We start from the raw sequence: 17,425 nt of genomic DNA, 5'->3' as shown, positions 1-17,425 counted from the left end.
GTCGTCAGCCCGCCACCGGGTTCAGCTTGCGGGCGATCTTGGACATCACCAGCACCGTGGTCAGCGTCACCACCACCATCACCGCAGCGATGGTCGAGGCCCCGACCCAGTCGAAGGTGACCATCGCCCGCTGGTAAAGGAACGTACCCATCATCATCTGCCGCTCGCCGCCCAGCAGCTGCGGCGTGGCGTATGAGGTGAACGAGCCAGTGAACACCAGAACCGAGCCGACGATCAGCCCCGGCACCGCCATCGGCAGCACGACCTGCCGGAAGGCCGCCGCCGGTGTCGCACCCAGCGAAGCGGCTGCATCGGTCATGTCCTGCGGAATACCCTCGAGCACACCCACCAGCGTCAGGATCATCAGCGGCACGAACAGGTAGACCATCGCGACGATCACCGAGCCTTGCGTGTAGAGCATCGACAGCGGCTCGGCGATGACGCCGATCTTCAACAGGAACCCGTTGAGGATGCCGTTCTTGCCGAGGATCACCAGCCAGGCGAAGGAGCGCACGACCACACCGGTCAGCAGCGGAAAGACGGCGGCGATAATCAGCAGGCTTTTCAGGCGCGATGGTGCACGGGCAACGACCCAGGCGGTGACGAAGCCGATCGCGACCGAGATGATCGTGGTGATCAGCGCGACCTCCATCGTGCGCCAGAGCACGGTCATGCGGAACTTGGAATTGAAGAAGGCGGCGTAGGTCGAGAACGGGCCCTTCGGATCGCCGAAGGTCGTCAGGAACGTCGCTAGCACCGGCAGTCCGAGGAACACGAAGACCAGCAGAGTAGCCGGTGCCGCGAAGAGCCAGGCGCGCAGGCGGGTAGACATAGGGCTTCCTTGAATGGGAATGGCAGGGCGCTGCGAGCGCCCTGCCTGTCAGGCAATCGCCAGGATCAGAGGCCGAAGACCTCGTTCCAGCGATCGATCCAGTCGGTCTTGGCCGCGTTCATTTTCTCGTAGTCCATGCGGTTCAGCTTGCTGATGGCCTCAGGGCCGTAGGTCCAGCCGGCGGCCTCTTCCGGGGTCAGCTCGACCTCGGCGTTCACGGGCGCATCGACGCCTTGCGAGCCGTTGGCGTGCTGGACTTCGGTGGACAGCACGAAGTTGATGAACTCGTAGGCCAGGTCCACGTTTTCGGCCCCGGTGGGGATATTGATCGTGTTCAGCGTGGCGATGTCGCCATCTTCGAGCGTCGCCCAGGTCATCGCCGGAAGCGCCTCTTTCAGCGATGCCAGGGTGAAGTCCTGTGCGATCGCGACCGAGGCTTCACCGGTCGAGATCAGGTTCACCATCTCGGACCCAGTGTTGTAGTTCTTGACCGAATTCGGCTTCAGCGCGGCGACTGCCTCGAAAGCGGCATCGGTGTCTTCGTAAGCATCGACACCGGCATATTTGCCGGCCTGGACGACGACCATCGGGCCGGCGGTGGTGGTGATGCCCGGAAGCGTAACGGCCCCTGCCAGATCTTCGCGCCAGAGATCGTTCCACGAGGTGATTGGCTCGACCGTGTCGGCATTGTAGACAATGCCAGCGCGCCCAACAGCGTAGGCCGGTCCATAGCCGCCCTGCGGGTCCTGCGCGATGTCATAGAGCTTTTCGATATTCGGGATCCGCGAGCGATCGATTTCCTGGAAGGTGCCTGCCTCGATGCCGATCTGAGAGTAGCTGTCGGTCAGGTAGATCACGTCCACGCCGCGCCCGCCGCGCGCCTGCAGCTTGCCCAGACGGTCGGCATTGTTGCCGGTCTCGAAGACGACTTCGCAGCCGCAGATCTCCTGGAACGGCTCGACGATGTTGGCCTGAAGCTTTTCGCCGTTGTAGCCCCACCAGGAGATGGTGAACGTTTCGGCGTGGCTGACACCGGCGCTCATCGCGGCGATGCCCGCAGCTGTCGCAAGCACATGTTTCATCGCAGAATCCTTCTCTTCTCGGGGGACTACTCGAGGCCAATTGCCATACCGGAATCCCCCCCTGTTGCAAGCAAGCAGGGGCAGAATAACGCGCTCCGCTGGTCGGTTCCTCCGTAAAATGCTCACCGGTGCCTATCGAACGGGCGATTGATCAATAGGTGACCTTCGGCCTTGTCGGAGAAAGGACCCTGGCGCGCCGACCATGGTTCGCAGAAGGCACGCGAACAAGCGATGGAAGGTCACGCCAGCGAGGATATTCCCGGGCCATGCCGGGCGCGAATGCTACAAAGCCTCTTGAGAACGCCGTATCCGCAACGCCGCGTCCGGGCGGTCGGTGGTGAAGACCGGCAGGCGCTGGCGGAAGGCCCATTCGATGGCCTCGTCCTCGAGCACCGCGAAGGCGCTGGCCTCGAGCCCGGCGTCGCGCAGCGTTTCAAGGCTGCCGTCGCGCATCAGGCGCTGGTTCGGGGCGACCTGCGTGATCCCGGCGTCACGTGCCAGCAGCGCCACGCCCCCGGGGCCGCACAGCCGGAAGACCTGATCCGAGACCAGCCACAGCAGCCCGGCGAGCGGCAAGGCGTGGCCCGCGACCTCGCGCAGGGTCGGCAGGTGGAAGCTGGTAATGACGGTGCGTTCCAGCAGGCCGCGATCCGCCATCGTGCGGAGTGTCTTGTCGATGATGCCGGGGTAGGGGACCATGTCGACGCCCGGTTTGAGCTCGCATCGAAGGATGATGTCCGAGAGGGCGAGGATATCCAGCCCCTCGTCCAGCGTCAGGATCCGCCCGCCGCCGTTGGAGATTTCGAGCGCCTTCAACTCGTCCAGCGTCTTCGCGCCCATCGGGCCGGTGCCGTTCGTCACCCGGTCAAGCGTGCTGTCGTGGAAGATCATCGGCTCGCCGTCTGCCGAAAGCTGCACGTCGAACTCGATCTGCTCGACCCCCAGTTTCAGCGTCTCGCGGAAGGCGGTTTCGGAGTTCTCGGGCCAAAGCGCGGCGCCGCCGCGGTGCGAGGCGATCTGTGTCATCGGAAACTTCCCATGGTGATGCCCCGGATCAGGTGCCGTTCGGTCACCACATAGGCGATCAGCAGGGGGGCGAGGGTGATCATCGTGCCGGCCATGACCAGTGGCCAGTCGGGGGTCGCGCCGACCTCTTCGTTGCGCAGCAGGTAGCGCAGGCCGATCTGGACGGTGCGCATGTCCTCGGAGGTGGTGGCCAGCAGCGGCCAGATGAACTCGTTCCAGTTGTTCATGAACGAAAACAGCGCCACGACCGAGATCGCCGGCCAGCTGAGCGGGACCACGATCGTCCAGAGGATCTTCCACGGGCCGGCGCCGTCGATGCGAGCTGCCTCGTCCAGGGATCGGGGGATGCCCATCATGTACTGGCGCAGGAAAAAGACCGAGAAGCCCGAGGCCAGGAACGGCAGGATCAGCGCGGCGAAACTGTCCAGCATCTCGAACCGGGCAAAGGTCAGGTAGTTCGGGATCAGCGTGATGTGGCCGGGGATCATTAGCGTGCCGATGACGACCAGGAACAGCAGGTCGCGGCCCGGAAACTCGGCCCGTGCAAAGGCATAGGCGGCGAGGATCGCAGTGAACGTGCTGCCTAGCGTTACCGCCAGCGCTACGGCCAGCGAGTTCAGGAAGTAACGCGGGAAGGGTATACCGGTCCACGCCTCGACATAGGCCGAGACATCGGGCGGCCAAGTGGCGGCCTGCATCGAGCCGAGCCCCGCCTCGGGCATCAGCGAGACCTTCACGATCTGCCACAGCGGGTAAAGCACAACGAAGGCCAGCAGTCCCAGGAAGGCGGCGCGCAGCGGCAGGCGCAGGCGCGGGCGGTGCAGGGGCGTGGCGGCCAGCGGCCGGGCCTCAGTCATAGCCATAGTGCACCTTCCGTCCGATGGTGAGCATTTTCAGAAGCGTGATCGCCAGCAGCACACCGAACAGGAACAGTGCCACCGCCGAGCCGAGCCCGACATCCGCCGCATCGAAGCCGACGCGGATCAGGTAGTAGAGGATCACCTCGGTCGCGCGCGCCGGGCCGCCCTGGGTCATGACCTCGATGAACGTGTAGACTTGGAAGCCGTTGATGACCGAGAGGATCAGCAGGAAAAAGGTCGTCGGCATGATCAGCGGGAAGGTGATGTCGCGGAACTTGCGCCAGGTGCTGGCACCGTCGATACGGGCTGCCTCGTAGATCGTGTCGGGGATCGCCTGCAGGGCCGCCGCATAGATCACGACCGCATAGCCGAACTGTTTCCAGACCTCGACCATCGCGATGGAATAAAGCGCCAGTTGCGGGTCGGTCAGCCAGCGCACGCCGCTGAAGCCGAGGGCGCGCAGCGCGGTGTTGAACGTGCCGATCTCGGTGTTCATCATCCAGTCGAAGACCACGCCTATGGCGACCGCCGACATGATCGTCGGCATGAAGAACACCGAGCGCAGCACCCGGTTCGGCCGCGAGGGCGGCGCGATCAGCGCTGCCACCGCCAGCGCCAGCCCCAGCGTCGGGCCGACCGAGACCAGCGTGAACAGCGCAGTGTTCCACAGCGCCTTCTGGAACTGGCTGCTGTCCAGCATGACGCGGTAATTTTCCAGCCCCACGAACTCGGGCTGAGGCATCAGCCAGTCCCATTGGTGGACGGACAGCCAGACCGAGTAGACGATCGGCCAGTAGATGAACACGCCCAGCACGATTAGCGCCGGGGCGGTGTAGAGATAGGGGGCAAGTCTTTTCATCAGGCCGCAGACACCACGGTTCTGTGACACCGATGTTTCACCCAACTGACAAAAACATGTCACTGACCGTGGCGCATGTAGGGGCCCACATGCTTGCACCTGTAACGAGGGGACCCCCAATGCGCATGATGACCAGTGCCGCCGCGCTTCTGCTGGCGACCGCCACCACCGTTTCCGCCCAGACCGAGATCGAGTTCTGGCACGCCTTTTCGGGCAACAACGGTGAAGCTGTGGACGAGCTCGCCGAGATGTTCAACGAGGCGCAGACCGACTATGTGCTTAAGCCGGTCTACACCGGCAACTATACCGAGGGCACGCAGAAGCTGACCGCCGCCATCGCCGGCAACACCGCACCGGGCCTGGCCATGCTCGAGGTCACCCGCTACGGCCTGTTCGCCGCCCGCAACGTGCTGGAGCCGCTGCAGCCCTATATCGACGAGGCCGGCGAGGAGTGGGTCGGCCAGATCCGTCCCTTCGCGCTGGAGGCGTCGAAATACCTGGGCGAGAGCTATGTGATCCCGTTCAACGTCTCGACCCCGGTCATGTACTACAACAAGGACATGTTCCGCGCCGCCGGGCTGGACCCCGAGACGCCGCCCGCGACCTGGGACGAGTTGCTCGAGGCCGCTCAGGCGCTGACCGTGAAGGACGGCGATACCGTGACCCAGTGGGGCGTGAACACCCCGCCGCAGTGGGTGCGTTGGGCGATGACCAACCAGGCTGGCGGCGGCTGGGTCGATCCTGCGGACAATGCCGTGCAGATCGACATGGACGCTTCGGCCTTCGCCTACCAGACCGCGGCGGACTGGGTGAACGTGCACCACGTTGCCTCGCTGGATGCCGCACTGGACGAGGACGTGGCCGACCAGTATTTCAGCGCCGGCAAGGCGGCGATCGAGTTCAACTCGACCGGTGGCCTGACGCGCAAGCTGACCGAGCTGGAGTTCGACCTGGGCGTGGCGCCGCTGCCTTGCCAGGAGGTCTGCGCGGCCCCGATCGGCGGTGCGACTCTGGGCATCATCGCCAGCGCCGATGACGCGGTGAAGCAGGGCGCGTGGGAGTTCATCCGCTTCGTGACCACGCCCGAAAACAACGCCCATATCTTCACCCGCACCGGCTATCTGCCGATCATCAAGGGTGCGCTGGACACCGACACCGCCCGCGAGCGGATCGAGGCGCATCCCGAGTACCTTGTCGCCAACGAGCAGTTGGAAGTGGCCTTCGGCCGCGCCCGCCCACCCGCGATGCCGGCGATCCGCTCGGAAGAGCCCGCCGTGTGGCAGTCGATTGTTCTGCAGGAGCAGACCGCCAAGCAGGCGCTGGCCGAGTTCGGCGACTGGATGCGCGGCAAGATCGCGACCAACTGATGTGACTGGCGGCGGCCGGGTTTGCCCGGCCGCCTCTGCCGCTCCGGAGGCATCGGGGCAGACGGCGTGCCCGGAGTATAACGCAAATATTCAGGCGTATTCTGTCGCGCAAAGCCAACCTAGGATGCCCCCGATGCCGGTCAACGCGGTGCCTCTCGATCACGCCCGGCGTCGATTGTCAGATCGCTCCAATCTGATCTTCAATGACCTGAGCGAGTTCGAGCAGCGGCAGTTCCGCGCCGGGTCTCGCAGCAAGGTGCACGCTTATGCTCAGGTGCTGGTGGGGGTAGCCATACTTGCAGACAGGCAGACCGATCGCGGGCAAGCCAAGCAACGTGAACAAGCGCTGCGGTTCTCTCAGTCCGGTCCCGCTGCCGATGCCGGGCGGGAGGTCGATCACCGAGGGCATAAGGAGAATCGCGTCCTCGGGCGTGGCCTTGAGCATCTTCATGCGCATGTAGTCGCGGTCTTCAACAGCGTTTAACCGGGCTCGAGCCTTTGTGTAGGCAAATCGACAAAGGCAGTGTACCCGCCGCCGCACTGGAGAAAGTTCTTTAGGCGCGCTTAAGGGCAGGCAAGGAAGAATAGTTGATCTCGCGGTGATACTCGCGACGATGGGTCAGCCTAGATACGATTGAGACAGCGCCGCGTTTGAAAGGGCGTGGAGGCCCTTGCGGAGTTCGCCAAGGTCCAGGGGACCTCCAAGGCAAACTCGCACATTCTCGGCCGGCGTCCCGGAAACGGTGAAAGCGTCGGATGCCACCACACCGAGGCGCTGGCCGGCCATCCGGCCGATGATCTCCGCTCGGGTGGATCCTTTGGGTAGTCTTGCCCACAGACTGAACGCATGTTCTGCCATCGTGTATTCAAGGCCTTCGAGGATCTCCTGTGCCATAGCTTGGCGCAGTGCGGTTTCCCTGCGGATTGTCCTTCGGATCCGATCCGCGGTGCCGTCCTCGATCCATCGGGTTGCAAGGGCCACGGAGAGTGGGGATGGCATGACGTTAAGATCGTGAGTGACCTGGCCCAACTGGAAAGCAGCCTTGCTGCCGGGTGCCACGACAAAGGCAAGCCGGAGCCCCGCCCCAAGGCATTTGGCAAGTCCCCCAACGTAATAGGAAATCTCCGGTATGCTCACAGCGAGCGGAGCTGGCGGCTCGGGGGGAATGAAACCGTAAGCGTCATCCTCGATCAACTTGAGTCCATGGCTTTGCAGGACGTCGGCAATCTCGAGGCGCCGTTCGATGGGCATCGTCAGCGTCGTCGGATTGTGGATCGTAGGGTTCAGATAGAGGGCGCACGGTCTGTGCTCTCGGATCGCGTTTGCGAGCGCATCGGGAAGAATGCCGTGTTCGTCCATATCGATGCCTCGCAGGTCGAGCCTCAGGCGCCGCGCTATCGAGCGGATCCCCGGGTATGTCACCCTTTCGCACAGGATCCGGTCACCGGGCTCCGTCAGCATCGTAAGGATCGCCGTCATCGCGGCGTGCGCGCCAGGGGTGATCGCGATGCGCTCGAGCCCAGGGACAAGACCGTGCATGCCTAGCCAAGTCGAGGCGGCCCGCTTGTCCTTGTCCGACCCGGTCGGAGATTGGTACCGCAGCAGTGGACGAAGGTTGGCAGCGACATAAGAAAGTCCGTCCTGCATTCTGGCCATCAGTTCCGCGTCGTCAGGTTCCGGCGGCATGTTCTTGGATTGATCGGTCGCGCCTTGCCGCTCGGGGTCGATCGTCGCGATCAGGGCTGGCGCGGCCCGGGTTTGTGCGCGGACGAAGCTTCCGCGTCCTACTTGTCGGTCGATCAGGCCGCGGGATCCGGCCTCGGCATAGGCGCGCGCGATGGTGGTAAAGTCGACGCCGAGCCACTCGGCCAACTGACGCTGGGCCGGCAAACGCTCACCCGGCGCAAGGATGCCGCGATTGATCTCTTCCTCCATCTTGTCAGCGATGGCTTTGTAGAGCGCTTTACTCCGATCAATCTCGAGATTTTCCCAGTCAATCATGACCACCTCCACCCCCTCAATTCATATCGTTCCTCCTGGAAGAAGGGAAGGTGTTTCATCGAATCACCTATCCCGACGATGGATGCTGGCAATCGCTCCAAACGCTATCCGAAGCGTTTTCCTGATCAGAGCGGTGAGGAGTGAACTTAGCTGGACGCAGTGTTTTCAACTGCTTCCGCCTCCATATTGTATGCATACAATAAGGTATTTCGTCCAATCATTATTATGGCGTAGAAGGGGTGCATTGATGCCTTTGGGGAGGCCCTCATGCCAAGTACTGTCCGCACTCGAGTCCAATGTCCTGGTCCGAACAGCAAATATGTGGCGACGCGCAGCGTGCGACCACCGGATCCTGCGGCCCTCTCGAGCAGTCTACAATGCCACCCCGCGATTTCATCGAAGCTCGCCGCCGCCAAGGTGGTCGAGGCGCTCGGCCTCGCGCCGGGTGCGGCGGGATATCCGGGGGACGATGCAGCGATCCTGCCGCGATGGGAGGGGGCCGACCTGCTCTCGTGCCAGGGAATTGCCCCTGCTCTGACGGCGCATGATCCCTGGCTTGCGGGGTGGTGCGGGGTTGTGGCCAATCTGTCCAGCATCGCCGCGATGGGTGGTCGGACCGCCGCCCTCGTCAACCAGGTCTCAACACCGAGCATTGCGGCTGCTGCGCCCATGATCGATGGCATGGCCGCGGCGGCGCGGGCCTACGATGTGCCGCTGGTCGGCGGCCATACGGATTGCTCTGGGCGTGACTTGAGCTTCTCGGTCTCGGCTCTTGGTTACGTTGACACGCCGGTGAAGTGCTCTGCTGCCCGACCCGGACATGTCCTGATGGCCGTTGCGGATCATCGGGGTGATCTGAGGGACTTCGATCGCTTTTGCTCGGGGCTCGGTGCTCCGGCAAAGCGTATGCGCGAAGATCTCGAGCTTTTGCCGCGCCTCGCGGAAGATGGCATGCTGAAAGCCTGCAGGGGTATCGGACAGGCCGGTCTCGGGGGAGCTGCCATCGCTATGGCCGATTGCTCGGACGTTGGCGCAGTGCTTGATCTTGAGCACATCGCTCCGCCGGAAGGAATCCCGCTCCAACAGTGGCTCCGCACTTGGCCGAGCTACGGGTTTCTTCTGTCCACAGCGCCCGAACTGACCGAGGCCGTCCGGAATGAGTTTGTTGCGCGGAACATTCGGTGCGATGCCATTGGCGAGGTGATCGAGGGACCCGCGGTGCTTTTCCGCTCCGGGGGCGACTGCGTTCCGTTCTGGAATCATGCCGAGCGCCCTTACATCGGGCTCTCGAGGAAACGACCCGGGGTGCCGGCGGCGTTCGACGGCGCGGTATCTCCGTGACTGGGCGTGTTCGGGTCGAGGCGGGCTGCGTCGATCTCGCCTTTATGAACATCCACAAACTGAGCGACGCTTTGGCAAGCCATTCCGCGAGCGCGCCGTACGAGGCGAGCAGTTGCTCATGCGTCGAGCCCGCTTTCTCCATGCGTCGAAGCCGTCAATTTGGAGGCTCCCGTTGCGCAGCAGCGAGGTCGCGCAGGCCGGCGCTTCGGGTTCGCCTGATGGCACGGCACTGCGTTCGTAAACCAGTATGTTAACCCTGCAGGCTCAGAGGCCGCCTGGTGGGAGAGATTTCTGGAGCCGCACATCACAGAGCTTTGAGGAAATAAGGATTGAAATGAATTACTGATCGGTTCATTTATTGCCCATTAAAGTGAACAGATCGGTAATGATATAGGATCGTGCACATGGGCGACATCGTCAGACCCCCGCTCCCCCCGTTCGACGAGGCGTCGGCCATCGCCAAGGTGCGTGCTGCGGAAGATGCGTGGAACAGCCGCGATCCGGTGCGCGTCGCATCTGCCTATACGCTCGACAGCCATTGGCGGAACCGGGCTGAGTTTCCTCACGGCCGTGCCGAAGTCGAAGCCTTCCTGGCGCGCAAGTGGAAGGGTGAGGATGAGTACCGGCTGATCAAGGAACTCTGGGCCTTCACCGGAAACCGCATCGCCGTTCGCTTTGCCTATGAATGGCGCCGTGCCGGCGGCCAGTGGTTCCGCAGCTATGGGAACGAGAACTGGGAGTTTGCTGCGGACGGGCTGATGGCGGTACGGCGGGCCTCAATCAACGATCTGCCCATCCAAGAAAGCCAGCGCCTGTTCTTCTGGCCTTTGGGGCCCAGGCCCAAATGCCATCCCGGGCTGACGAGCCTGGGTCTCTGACATGGCCCGCGCGTTCGCCCGTATCGCCTTCACCCCCGAGGTTCTGGCGGAGCAGAGATCCGATGGATCCGCTGCGGCCTATGCGCGTCTGCTCGCCCCGGATGTGCCTGCGGCCGACGTGCTGAGCCCCGTCGAGGCCGCCTTCATCTCGGCGCGCGACGGGTTCTACCAAGCCAGCGTTTCGAGTTCGGGCTGGCCTTATGTACAGTTTCGCGGCGGGTATCCCGGGTTCCTCAAGGTGCTCGATGCGCGCACGCTGGCCTATGCGGATCTCCGGGGGAATCGTCAGCATCTGAGCGCCGGGAACCTCTCGAAAGACGGGCGGATTGCCCTGTTTTTCATGGACTATGCCGAACGCCGCCGACTGAAGGTCTGGGGCGAGGCCACTTTGCTGCGTTCCGATCAGGATCCGGGCCTTGCCGCGCAGCTGACAGCGGACGTGCCGCGTACCAAGGTCCAGCGTCTGGTGCGGATCCGCGTACGCGCCTTCGATTGGAACTGCCCGCAACACATTCCCCAACGTTTCACCCTCGAAGAGGTCGAGGCCGGTGTCGCGCACCTCCAGGCCCGGCTTGCGGAGCTCGAGGAGCAGAACGACTGCCTGCGCTCGGCGCTCGAAGCTTGCGACGGGGACCATACATCACGCCCGCCCACACGGAAATCGCAGAAGGACGCATGACATGCCCTCGATGCCTCTTGCCGCCACGGCCGCGCTTGCCTTGGCCATCACCGCTCCGGTTTCCCTGACGATACCCGCCTGGGCAGACGGAACGCAGGACGACACACCGCTTCGCGGGGAAACTCATCACATGATCTTGCTGGATGGCCAACAGGTCGCCTGGCGCGAGGCCGGGGATCAGAGCAAGCCGACGATCGTGTTGGTGCGGTGCAACCGGGACCTTGCCGATCTGCGGATGCTGATGCGGTCGCTTGTCGATCGCTATCATGTGGTCGTTCCCGATCCGGGTCAGGTGAATGGGACGGCCGTCGGGAACGTGGGACTGGTCGCTTCGCTGATCTACGGACAAGCGGGCGATGACTGCACGCTCATGGGCGGCGTGACGCGCGGCCCACACTAACCGCCTTCGACACCCTACGAACTGAGCATGGGCGGCATCAATCGATGCCGTCGCTAAAGCCGTGTACGATTTAAGTATTTGGTAAGTAACGATAATATCTCGTTCTTGTGTATTGCTTGTGCGCCAAGGTGGAGGCATCAAGAACCAGCAAGTGAACAGATCAGTTAGTTTTCTGACGGTCCGCTTGCCGAACCGACCGGAACCGCCGGGCTGCGTGCCCGCCTCGTGAAGGAGCTACCTGATGACCCGCTGCTGCGATCACCATCATCACGACCACTATCACCGGAAAGACGAAACCAACGTCAGCCGCCGCGCCGTGCTGACCGCCGGCGCCGCGACCGGCGCCATTGCCGCCACGGGCATGGCTGCCTCTCGCGCCATGGCCTCGGACAATCCGGCCTATGCCGAACCGGCAGAGGGCGCGCTGCCGCCGTCGAACATGACGTTGGAAAAGGGCCGCGCAGCCCTGCTGGTCGTCGACCCGCAGATCGATTTCCTCAGCCCCAATGGCGTCTCCTGGGGCGTGGTCGGCGAAAGCGTCACCGAACATGACGTCGTGAACAACCTGACCAAGTTGTTTCGCGCAGCCAAGGCTGCCGATATGCCGGTGGTGATCTCGCCGCATTACTACTACCCTCACGATCACGAATGGAGCTTCGAGGGCGCGCTCGAGAAGGTCATGCACGGCATCGGCATGTTCGATCGCCCCGGCCCGCTCGACATGACGGATTTCGAGGGTTCGGGCGCCGACTTCATGCCCGAGTACAAAGACTACATCTTCGACGGCAAGACGATCATCGCCTCGCCGCACAAGGTCTATGGCCCCGAGCAGAACGACGCCTCGCTGCAATTGCGCAAGCTGCGCGTCGACCAGATCGTGCTGGCGGGGATGTCGGCGAACCTCTGCGTGGAAAGCCACATGCGCGAGTTCCTCGAGCAGGGTTTCGAGGTCGCCGTGGTCCGCGACGCCACTGCCGGAGCGAAGGTTCCCGAAGGTGACGGCTACCTCGCCGCGCTCATCAACTTCCGCATGATCGCCAACGCCGTCTGGTCCACCGACGAAGCCGTCGAGCGCATCACCGCGGTCGCTGGCTGATCCCCCTCCCTAGAAAGGAAGTTCGACATGAATCGCATCTCCACCGCTATTGCCCTGCTGGTCGTCACCACGGTTGCGCCCGCCTTCGCCGCCGACGAGTACAACCTGTCGACCGGAACGACCGTAGAGGGCCAGCGCGTCGCCGTACGGGGCACCGACACCGTTGCTCTGGCGCTCGGTCTCGGCGTGACCGAAGGCCAGGCCCGCTTTACCCATGTCCATGACGGCGGGGCCTACTATTTCGCCAGCGAGGCGGCGATGAATGCCTTCGCCGCAGACCCCGAGGCCTACCTTCCGCAGTACGGCGGCTTCTGCGCCCTGGGCGTCGCGCTCGGCAAGAAGCTGGATGCCAACCCACGCTACGCGGACGTGGTGGACGGCAAGCTCTACCTGTTCCTGAACGCGGCCGTTTTCGAGAAGTACCTCGAGGACAAGGAGAGCGTGCTTGAAGGGGCGGCCAAGAACTGGCCCGAGATCCACCATCTCGCCGTGGCTGACGCCAACAGCTGATCCTCAACGCAGAGAGGCACCCCGGCGACTTCAGGAGCGCCGGGGTGCTCGAACCACACTTCAACCCTATCCGAACCGGAGAAAATCATGGCTCGTATTACCTACCCGGACAGTATCGAGGCTGCACCCGAAGCCTCGCGCCCGCTTCTTGAAGAGGTGAACAAGATGCTCGGCAGCACGCCGAACCTGTTCCGCCTCACGTCCGTCAGCCCGGCGGCGCTCGAGGGCTATCTCGGCATCTTCGGCGCGCTTGGCAAAGGCAAGCTGCCCGCGCCCACGCGCGAGCGGGTCGCCCTTGCGATCGCCGAGTACAACAAGTGCGGATACTGCCTCTCGGCGCACACCTATCTGGCGGCGAACCTCGCCAAGCTCTCGCCCGAGGAAATCGCCGCCAACCGCCAGGGACGATCGACCGACGCGAAAGCCGATGCGGCCGTCGCCTTCGCACTGAACGTCGCCGAGAACCGCGGTCACGTGGCCGATGACGACCTCGCCGCCGTCCGGGCCGCTGGATATGATGACGCGCAGGTCGTCGAGATCGTTCAGCATGTCGCGCTGAATGTCTGGACCAACTACCTGAACTCGGTCGCCAGGACCGAGATCGACTTCCCGGTCGCCGACAACATCGCGGCTTGATTCATAACCGCTGGCGGCGAGCATTGCGTCGCCGCCAGCCCCCTCGTTTTCCACGCGTCTGCCCGAGGCCGTCATGAAAGCCGAGATCATTACAGCCATTCTTGCAGCCATGTTCGTTGGCGCCCTCAGCCTGCCGGTCACCCTGCCGCGCGACATAGGATCGGGTGCCGAAGGCGAGCCCATGCCGGGAGGTCCGGTCCGGGTCCTTTTAGTGAACGAACGCAAGCCTATCGAGATCACGGCGCTCTGTGGGTCGAACGTGACATTCCCCTGCCCGGAAGAGTGAGCCAGAGGCTGCTCGACATACGCATCAGATTGACCGGAGGATAAGGTTCATGGGACGGACCATCATCGCTCAGATCGTCAACGGCTTCGTCACCGACGGCCAGGGTGGAAATCCCGCAGGGGTCGTTCTGGATGCTGACAACCTCAGTGAAGGGCAGATGCAGCAAATCGCGCGCAAGATTGGCGTGTCCGAGACCGCTTTCGTATCCGCTTCGGACGAAGCCGGCTTCCGCTTCGACTTCTTCACGCCAAACCGCCGGATCGCGCACTGCGGGCATGCGACCATCGCTGCGTTTTCTCACCTCGCCCAGATCGGCAGGGTGGCCGAGGGCGAAACTTCGAAAATGACTGTCGACGGTCCGCGAAGGATCATTATCCGCGGGACGCAGTCCTTCATGGAACAATTGGCACCCAGTTATTCCGGCCCGGCCGAATGGACAAAATGCGGGGTCACGTCAAACGATGTCCTGGTGTCCCTCGGACTGGTGGAAAGCGATCTGGTCGAGGGTCTCTCGCCGCAGCTCGTAAACACCGGCAACTCATTCATCGTCGTGCCGATCCGGGATGCTGGGACATTGGCCCGTATCGTGCCGGATCAAGCCGCAATCGAAGCGATCAGCGACAAGCTGGATCTGATCGGCCTTTACCCTTTCGCGCCGGTCCGCGATCCGTCCGGGGTTGATGCGACGACCCGAATGTTCGCGCCGCGGTATGCGATCCCCGAAGAAGCTGCGACCGGCATGGCAGCGGGCCCGCTGGCCTGCTACCTCAGAGACGTGTCGGGGGTGTTGCAGACCCACTTCGAGATCGCGCAAGGGCACTTCATGACCCCGCCGTCGCCCAGTCGGATCAGTGTCGATCTCGATTGCGACGCGAACGGGGCCATCCTCGGCCTGATCGCCGGTGGACACAGCAAGTCGATCCGCGAGATCCCGATCACCCTCGACTGAGAGGGGCGTCTCAGGTTGACGCAAACAGGCAATGGAGCCGGATGAAGTCGATCACCTCGTCCGGGCACCATACCCTGTCGCTAACCTCGAGGTAGGCGAGAACCCCGCCAAGGTGCGTATCGACTGTATTCACGTCACGTTCGGAACGCGCCATGTTCACAAGAGCCACGTCGTAGCACAGGTCGAGAAGCTGGCTGATCAGGGGCAGGGTGCCGGGATGACTGCACGTGTCTACCACCACCACCTTGGCGATCCTTCGCGCGCACAGGTGGCGGTTCAGGTCCGGAGCGAACGAGCAAGTGACCTCCTCGCTCGGCCGCCAAGGTTTGAGGTCTGCTTCAGGTAGCCGGAATACCGGGATCTGGGCAGATCTTGCAGTCGCGATCAGCTGCTCGGCCTTGCCCATGGCAGACCGATTTTCCAGGTCGCAATCTGTGCCCCGTTCCGGACCGCGGTGACAAACGGCAGTAGCCGGAGTTGTCCCCGCAATAACGAATGCGGTGCGGCTCAGATCCCCGGTGTTGCAGCTGAAGCGAAGTCGATCTGGATGCATCGGTGACTGGATCATTCGCGGTCCTCCGGGTGATGCGAGCGTGCCGCCACAGCGGCGCGCCGGGCGACATGGTCGACTTCCAACGCGGTCAGGAGTCGGCGATCCGCATTGTCACGAGACGCCTCCCCGACAGCCGGAGCGGAAGCGGACTCGATAATCGGGCTGGGCATGGTTACGGGCAGCGCGAGGATGCTCGCAGCGACCGCCGCGCCTCCCGCGAGGATGAGCGTGAACGTCATGTCGCTCATCTCGCCATGGGCAGCGCGCGGCGTGCGTGTATTGAGTGTGAAACGGCGGGACTGTCCCATCTCGGGCCTCCAGGTTTAGGAGAGCCCGACGAGGTCTACTGCGAATGACGATGGCCGCGCAGTTCCCGGGGGCTTTCCAAGGGTCGGTTGACCATAGCTACCCGGAGGAAGGCTCTTCGGTCTTGGCTGCGCCTGCCAAGGCTTTGGCAGAACCTGCCATCGCGCGGCAGGGGGACGTCAACTGCGGGCTGTCTGAGCCCTGAACTGCGCAGGTGTATTGCCGACCCGACGCTTGAACGCCCGGCTGAACGAGCTTTGCTCCGAGAACCCGGTCAGAAACGCGACTTCGGCGATCGAATTGCTGCCGTTCCCGAGGAGTTCTTGCGCGAGGCGGATCTGCGCGTCCTGCACAACCTCCCGGTAGGTCAGCCCCTCGTCCGAAAGCCTTCGGAACAGCGTGCGCTCGCTCATTCCGAGGGACCGTGCCGCATCGGATGCGGCTGGCGGTCCACTGCTCAGGCCTGGGGTCAGATGGCGTAAGAGAGCGGCCCTTATAGGGGGCTCTGCCGAAACACTCTCCTGCTTCTCCATCTTGTCCATTTCGGCGTCCAGATGCCGCGTAAGGAAGTTGGACACGGCAGGATCGCCGAGGAGGTTAGGCATGTCCAACGTGCGCGCCGCGAAACAGATGGCGTCCCGGTCTGCGTCGAAGTGAACCGGGCAACCGAACCCAGCTACGTACCGGTCAGGGTCAGCTTGGCAGGAATGCCGGAAGGAAACGCCGCTCAACTCGAGGCCTTCGCCGACGAAGCGGCGCATGTTGCGTGCGAAGCCCGCAAGCGCGCATTCATTCCGCACGGGCAAGGCGGGGTGATGTCCGTTTCGGCCTTCGATCACGAAGTAGGCGCTCTCCCGATCCTCTTCCAACCGATACTCCGCGGTATCCGTAACGAGTTGGAAGTAGCGCTCTACGCGCCGGAGTGAGCCGCGCAGCGTCGGGGCTGTCTTGATCGCTAGGCCAAGCACGCCGAGATGATCGACCTGGATCTTGTCCGCATAGGCGAACACGAGAGCTACCATGTCGGGGTGGTTTGCTCGTATCCATTCAATGAGATCGTAAAGGTCTGAGGCAGGGACCTGTCCTTCGTCCGATTGATCCAAGCGATAGACTATGTCTTCTCCGGACCGGACGATGCCGTCCTCGCCGATCGTCAAACCTGCAGCGGACGCCATGGTATATGCGAACGCACTCGTAACACGCGACACCTTGGGCAGCCCCTGTTCCCCCAAACTTCATTACCCAATACACCGGAAATGCCGGTGCGGACAGGCGCAGAAGCTCGCTCGCCACTGCCCAAGGATTGCTAGCGGTCAACGGCAGCTTCTCGAACGAAAGCGCTATACCGTCGCGGTCGGCGGCCAGGGAACCACCAGTCACTGCCTAGCCGTTGAGATCGCACGGGTTTGGGTTCCAAAGCGTCTGCGAGGCAGCTCTTTCAACGCGCCAACCTCTTGAACAAGTCTTGCGTCAAAGCAGGCGCAGAACTACGGGCCGCTGTCTCCGTTCACACACATGGCCACGCTACTTGGCAACTATTCTGCATCAAACCAGCTATTTTTGGGCTTGGGGTGTCAATACTCAATAATAATTCAGTGCAGATTGGTGCATGCTGTGCGGTTCGTCGCAGAAGGCGAATTTGATCACGGCGGATATTGAACCGGAATAGAGGCTCGACAGGGGGGGCACAAACGTCGCCAAAGGTATGGCACCGAACCGCGACCTGGGAACGATAGCCTGGCACGCCGTGGAAAATCCTGAAC

The 17,425-nt window shown here is 63.0% G+C and carries 20 protein-coding genes; 10 read left to right on the top strand and 10 right to left on the bottom strand.

The features are described 5' to 3' along the window. Positions 1-4: 4 nt before the first annotated feature. The 5 genes from ACW9UR_RS16830 to ACW9UR_RS16810 form a co-directional block, all read right to left on the bottom strand. Positions 5-832 (bottom strand): ABC transporter permease, encoded by an 828-nt coding sequence (locus tag ACW9UR_RS16830; protein ID WP_458918213.1) that lies wholly within the window; start codon positions 830-832, stop codon positions 5-7. Positions 833-897: 65 nt separating this feature from the next. Beyond that, on the bottom strand, positions 898-1,914 hold the full coding sequence (locus ACW9UR_RS16825) for an ABC transporter substrate-binding protein (protein WP_458918212.1): 1,017 nt from the start codon (positions 1,912-1,914) through the stop codon (positions 898-900). A 282-nt stretch (positions 1,915-2,196) separates the two neighbouring features. After that, positions 2,197-2,940 carry a glycerophosphodiester phosphodiesterase family protein gene (locus ACW9UR_RS16820; protein ID WP_458918211.1) on the bottom strand — a complete coding sequence of 248 codons (744 nt, stop codon included), beginning with the start codon at positions 2,938-2,940 and terminating at the stop codon, positions 2,197-2,199. Next, positions 2,937-3,803, bottom strand: a complete 867-nt coding sequence (locus ACW9UR_RS16815; RefSeq protein WP_458918210.1) for a carbohydrate ABC transporter permease — start codon at positions 3,801-3,803, stop codon at positions 2,937-2,939. Before ACW9UR_RS16815 ends, ACW9UR_RS16820 begins: the two co-directional genes overlap by 4 nt. Next, the gene (locus ACW9UR_RS16810; protein ID WP_458918209.1) at positions 3,790-4,659 is read right to left on the bottom strand and encodes a carbohydrate ABC transporter permease; all 870 of its coding nucleotides are present in this window, start codon (positions 4,657-4,659) and stop codon (positions 3,790-3,792) included. The genes ACW9UR_RS16815 and ACW9UR_RS16810 overlap by 14 nt, the downstream gene beginning before the upstream one ends. A 119-nt stretch (positions 4,660-4,778) precedes the next feature. Between ACW9UR_RS16810 and ACW9UR_RS16805 the strand changes: the two genes are divergently transcribed. Beyond that, positions 4,779-6,026 (top strand): ABC transporter substrate-binding protein, encoded by a 1,248-nt coding sequence (locus ACW9UR_RS16805; protein ID WP_458918208.1) that lies wholly within the window; start codon positions 4,779-4,781, stop codon positions 6,024-6,026. Between the two features lie 178 nt (positions 6,027-6,204). Here the strand turns inward: ACW9UR_RS16805 and ACW9UR_RS16800 are convergent, their stop codons facing one another. Both ACW9UR_RS16800 and ACW9UR_RS16795 read right to left on the bottom strand, forming a co-directional pair. After that, complete coding sequence (locus ACW9UR_RS16800; RefSeq protein WP_458918207.1) at positions 6,205-6,483, bottom strand: hypothetical protein; 279 nt, start codon at positions 6,481-6,483, stop codon at positions 6,205-6,207. 162 nt (positions 6,484-6,645) lie between these two features. Then, entirely contained in the window at positions 6,646-8,028 is a 1,383-nt protein-coding gene (locus tag ACW9UR_RS16795; RefSeq protein WP_458918206.1) for an aminotransferase-like domain-containing protein, read from the bottom strand. Between the two features lie 267 nt (positions 8,029-8,295). Between ACW9UR_RS16795 and ACW9UR_RS16790 the strand changes: the two genes are divergently transcribed. The 9 genes from ACW9UR_RS16790 (at position 8,296) to ACW9UR_RS16750 (ending at position 14,803) form a co-directional block, all read left to right on the top strand. Beyond that, on the top strand, positions 8,296-9,369 hold the full coding sequence (locus ACW9UR_RS16790; RefSeq protein WP_458918205.1) for an AIR synthase related protein: 1,074 nt from the start codon (positions 8,296-8,298) through the stop codon (positions 9,367-9,369). Positions 9,370-9,773: 404 nt separating this feature from the next. After that, a complete protein-coding gene (locus ACW9UR_RS16785; protein ID WP_458918204.1) occupies positions 9,774-10,247 on the top strand; it encodes a nuclear transport factor 2 family protein in 474 nt (157 codons plus the stop codon). Between the two features lies 1 nt (position 10,248). After that, positions 10,249-10,926: a pyridoxamine 5'-phosphate oxidase family protein gene (locus tag ACW9UR_RS16780; protein WP_458918203.1), complete on the top strand. Its 678-nt coding sequence runs from the start codon at positions 10,249-10,251 to the stop codon at positions 10,924-10,926. Position 10,927: 1 nt separating this feature from the next. Next, positions 10,928-11,326, top strand: a complete 399-nt coding sequence (locus ACW9UR_RS16775; RefSeq protein ID WP_458918202.1) for an alpha/beta fold hydrolase — start codon at positions 10,928-10,930, stop codon at positions 11,324-11,326. A gap of 241 nt (positions 11,327-11,567) precedes the next feature. Next, positions 11,568-12,422 carry a cysteine hydrolase family protein gene (locus tag ACW9UR_RS16770; protein WP_458918201.1) on the top strand — a complete coding sequence of 285 codons (855 nt, stop codon included), beginning with the start codon at positions 11,568-11,570 and terminating at the stop codon, positions 12,420-12,422. A gap of 27 nt (positions 12,423-12,449) precedes the next feature. Beyond that, positions 12,450-12,932, top strand: coding sequence for a YHS domain-containing (seleno)protein (locus ACW9UR_RS16765; RefSeq protein WP_458918200.1), 483 nt, complete (start codon positions 12,450-12,452; stop codon positions 12,930-12,932). Positions 12,933-13,019: 87 nt separating this feature from the next. After that, entirely contained in the window at positions 13,020-13,568 is a 549-nt protein-coding gene (locus tag ACW9UR_RS16760) for a carboxymuconolactone decarboxylase family protein (RefSeq protein ID WP_458918199.1), read from the top strand. Between the two features lie 73 nt (positions 13,569-13,641). Further along, the gene (locus tag ACW9UR_RS16755) at positions 13,642-13,854 is read left to right on the top strand and encodes a hypothetical protein (protein WP_458918198.1); all 213 of its coding nucleotides are present in this window, start codon (positions 13,642-13,644) and stop codon (positions 13,852-13,854) included. Between the two features lie 49 nt (positions 13,855-13,903). After that, positions 13,904-14,803: a PhzF family phenazine biosynthesis protein gene (locus ACW9UR_RS16750; RefSeq protein ID WP_458918197.1), complete on the top strand. Its 900-nt coding sequence runs from the start codon at positions 13,904-13,906 to the stop codon at positions 14,801-14,803. A gap of 10 nt (positions 14,804-14,813) precedes the next feature. Here ACW9UR_RS16750 and ACW9UR_RS16745 read toward each other — a convergent pair whose 3' ends face one another. From ACW9UR_RS16745 to ACW9UR_RS16735, 3 genes are all read right to left on the bottom strand, one after another. Continuing rightward, positions 14,814-15,371, bottom strand: coding sequence for a hypothetical protein (locus ACW9UR_RS16745; protein ID WP_458918196.1), 558 nt, complete (start codon positions 15,369-15,371; stop codon positions 14,814-14,816). Then, on the bottom strand, positions 15,368-15,664 hold the full coding sequence (locus ACW9UR_RS16740; RefSeq protein ID WP_458918195.1) for a hypothetical protein: 297 nt from the start codon (positions 15,662-15,664) through the stop codon (positions 15,368-15,370). The genes ACW9UR_RS16745 and ACW9UR_RS16740 overlap by 4 nt, the downstream gene beginning before the upstream one ends. A 177-nt stretch (positions 15,665-15,841) precedes the next feature. Next, complete coding sequence (locus tag ACW9UR_RS16735) at positions 15,842-16,837, bottom strand: AraC family transcriptional regulator (protein ID WP_458918194.1); 996 nt, start codon at positions 16,835-16,837, stop codon at positions 15,842-15,844. Between the last annotated feature and the right edge of the window lie 588 nt (positions 16,838-17,425).

This window comes from Halovulum sp. GXIMD14794, from assembly GCF_054457455.1.
Note: the sequence above shows the minus strand (reverse complement) of the source record. Positions and strands in the feature narration are given on the sequence as shown.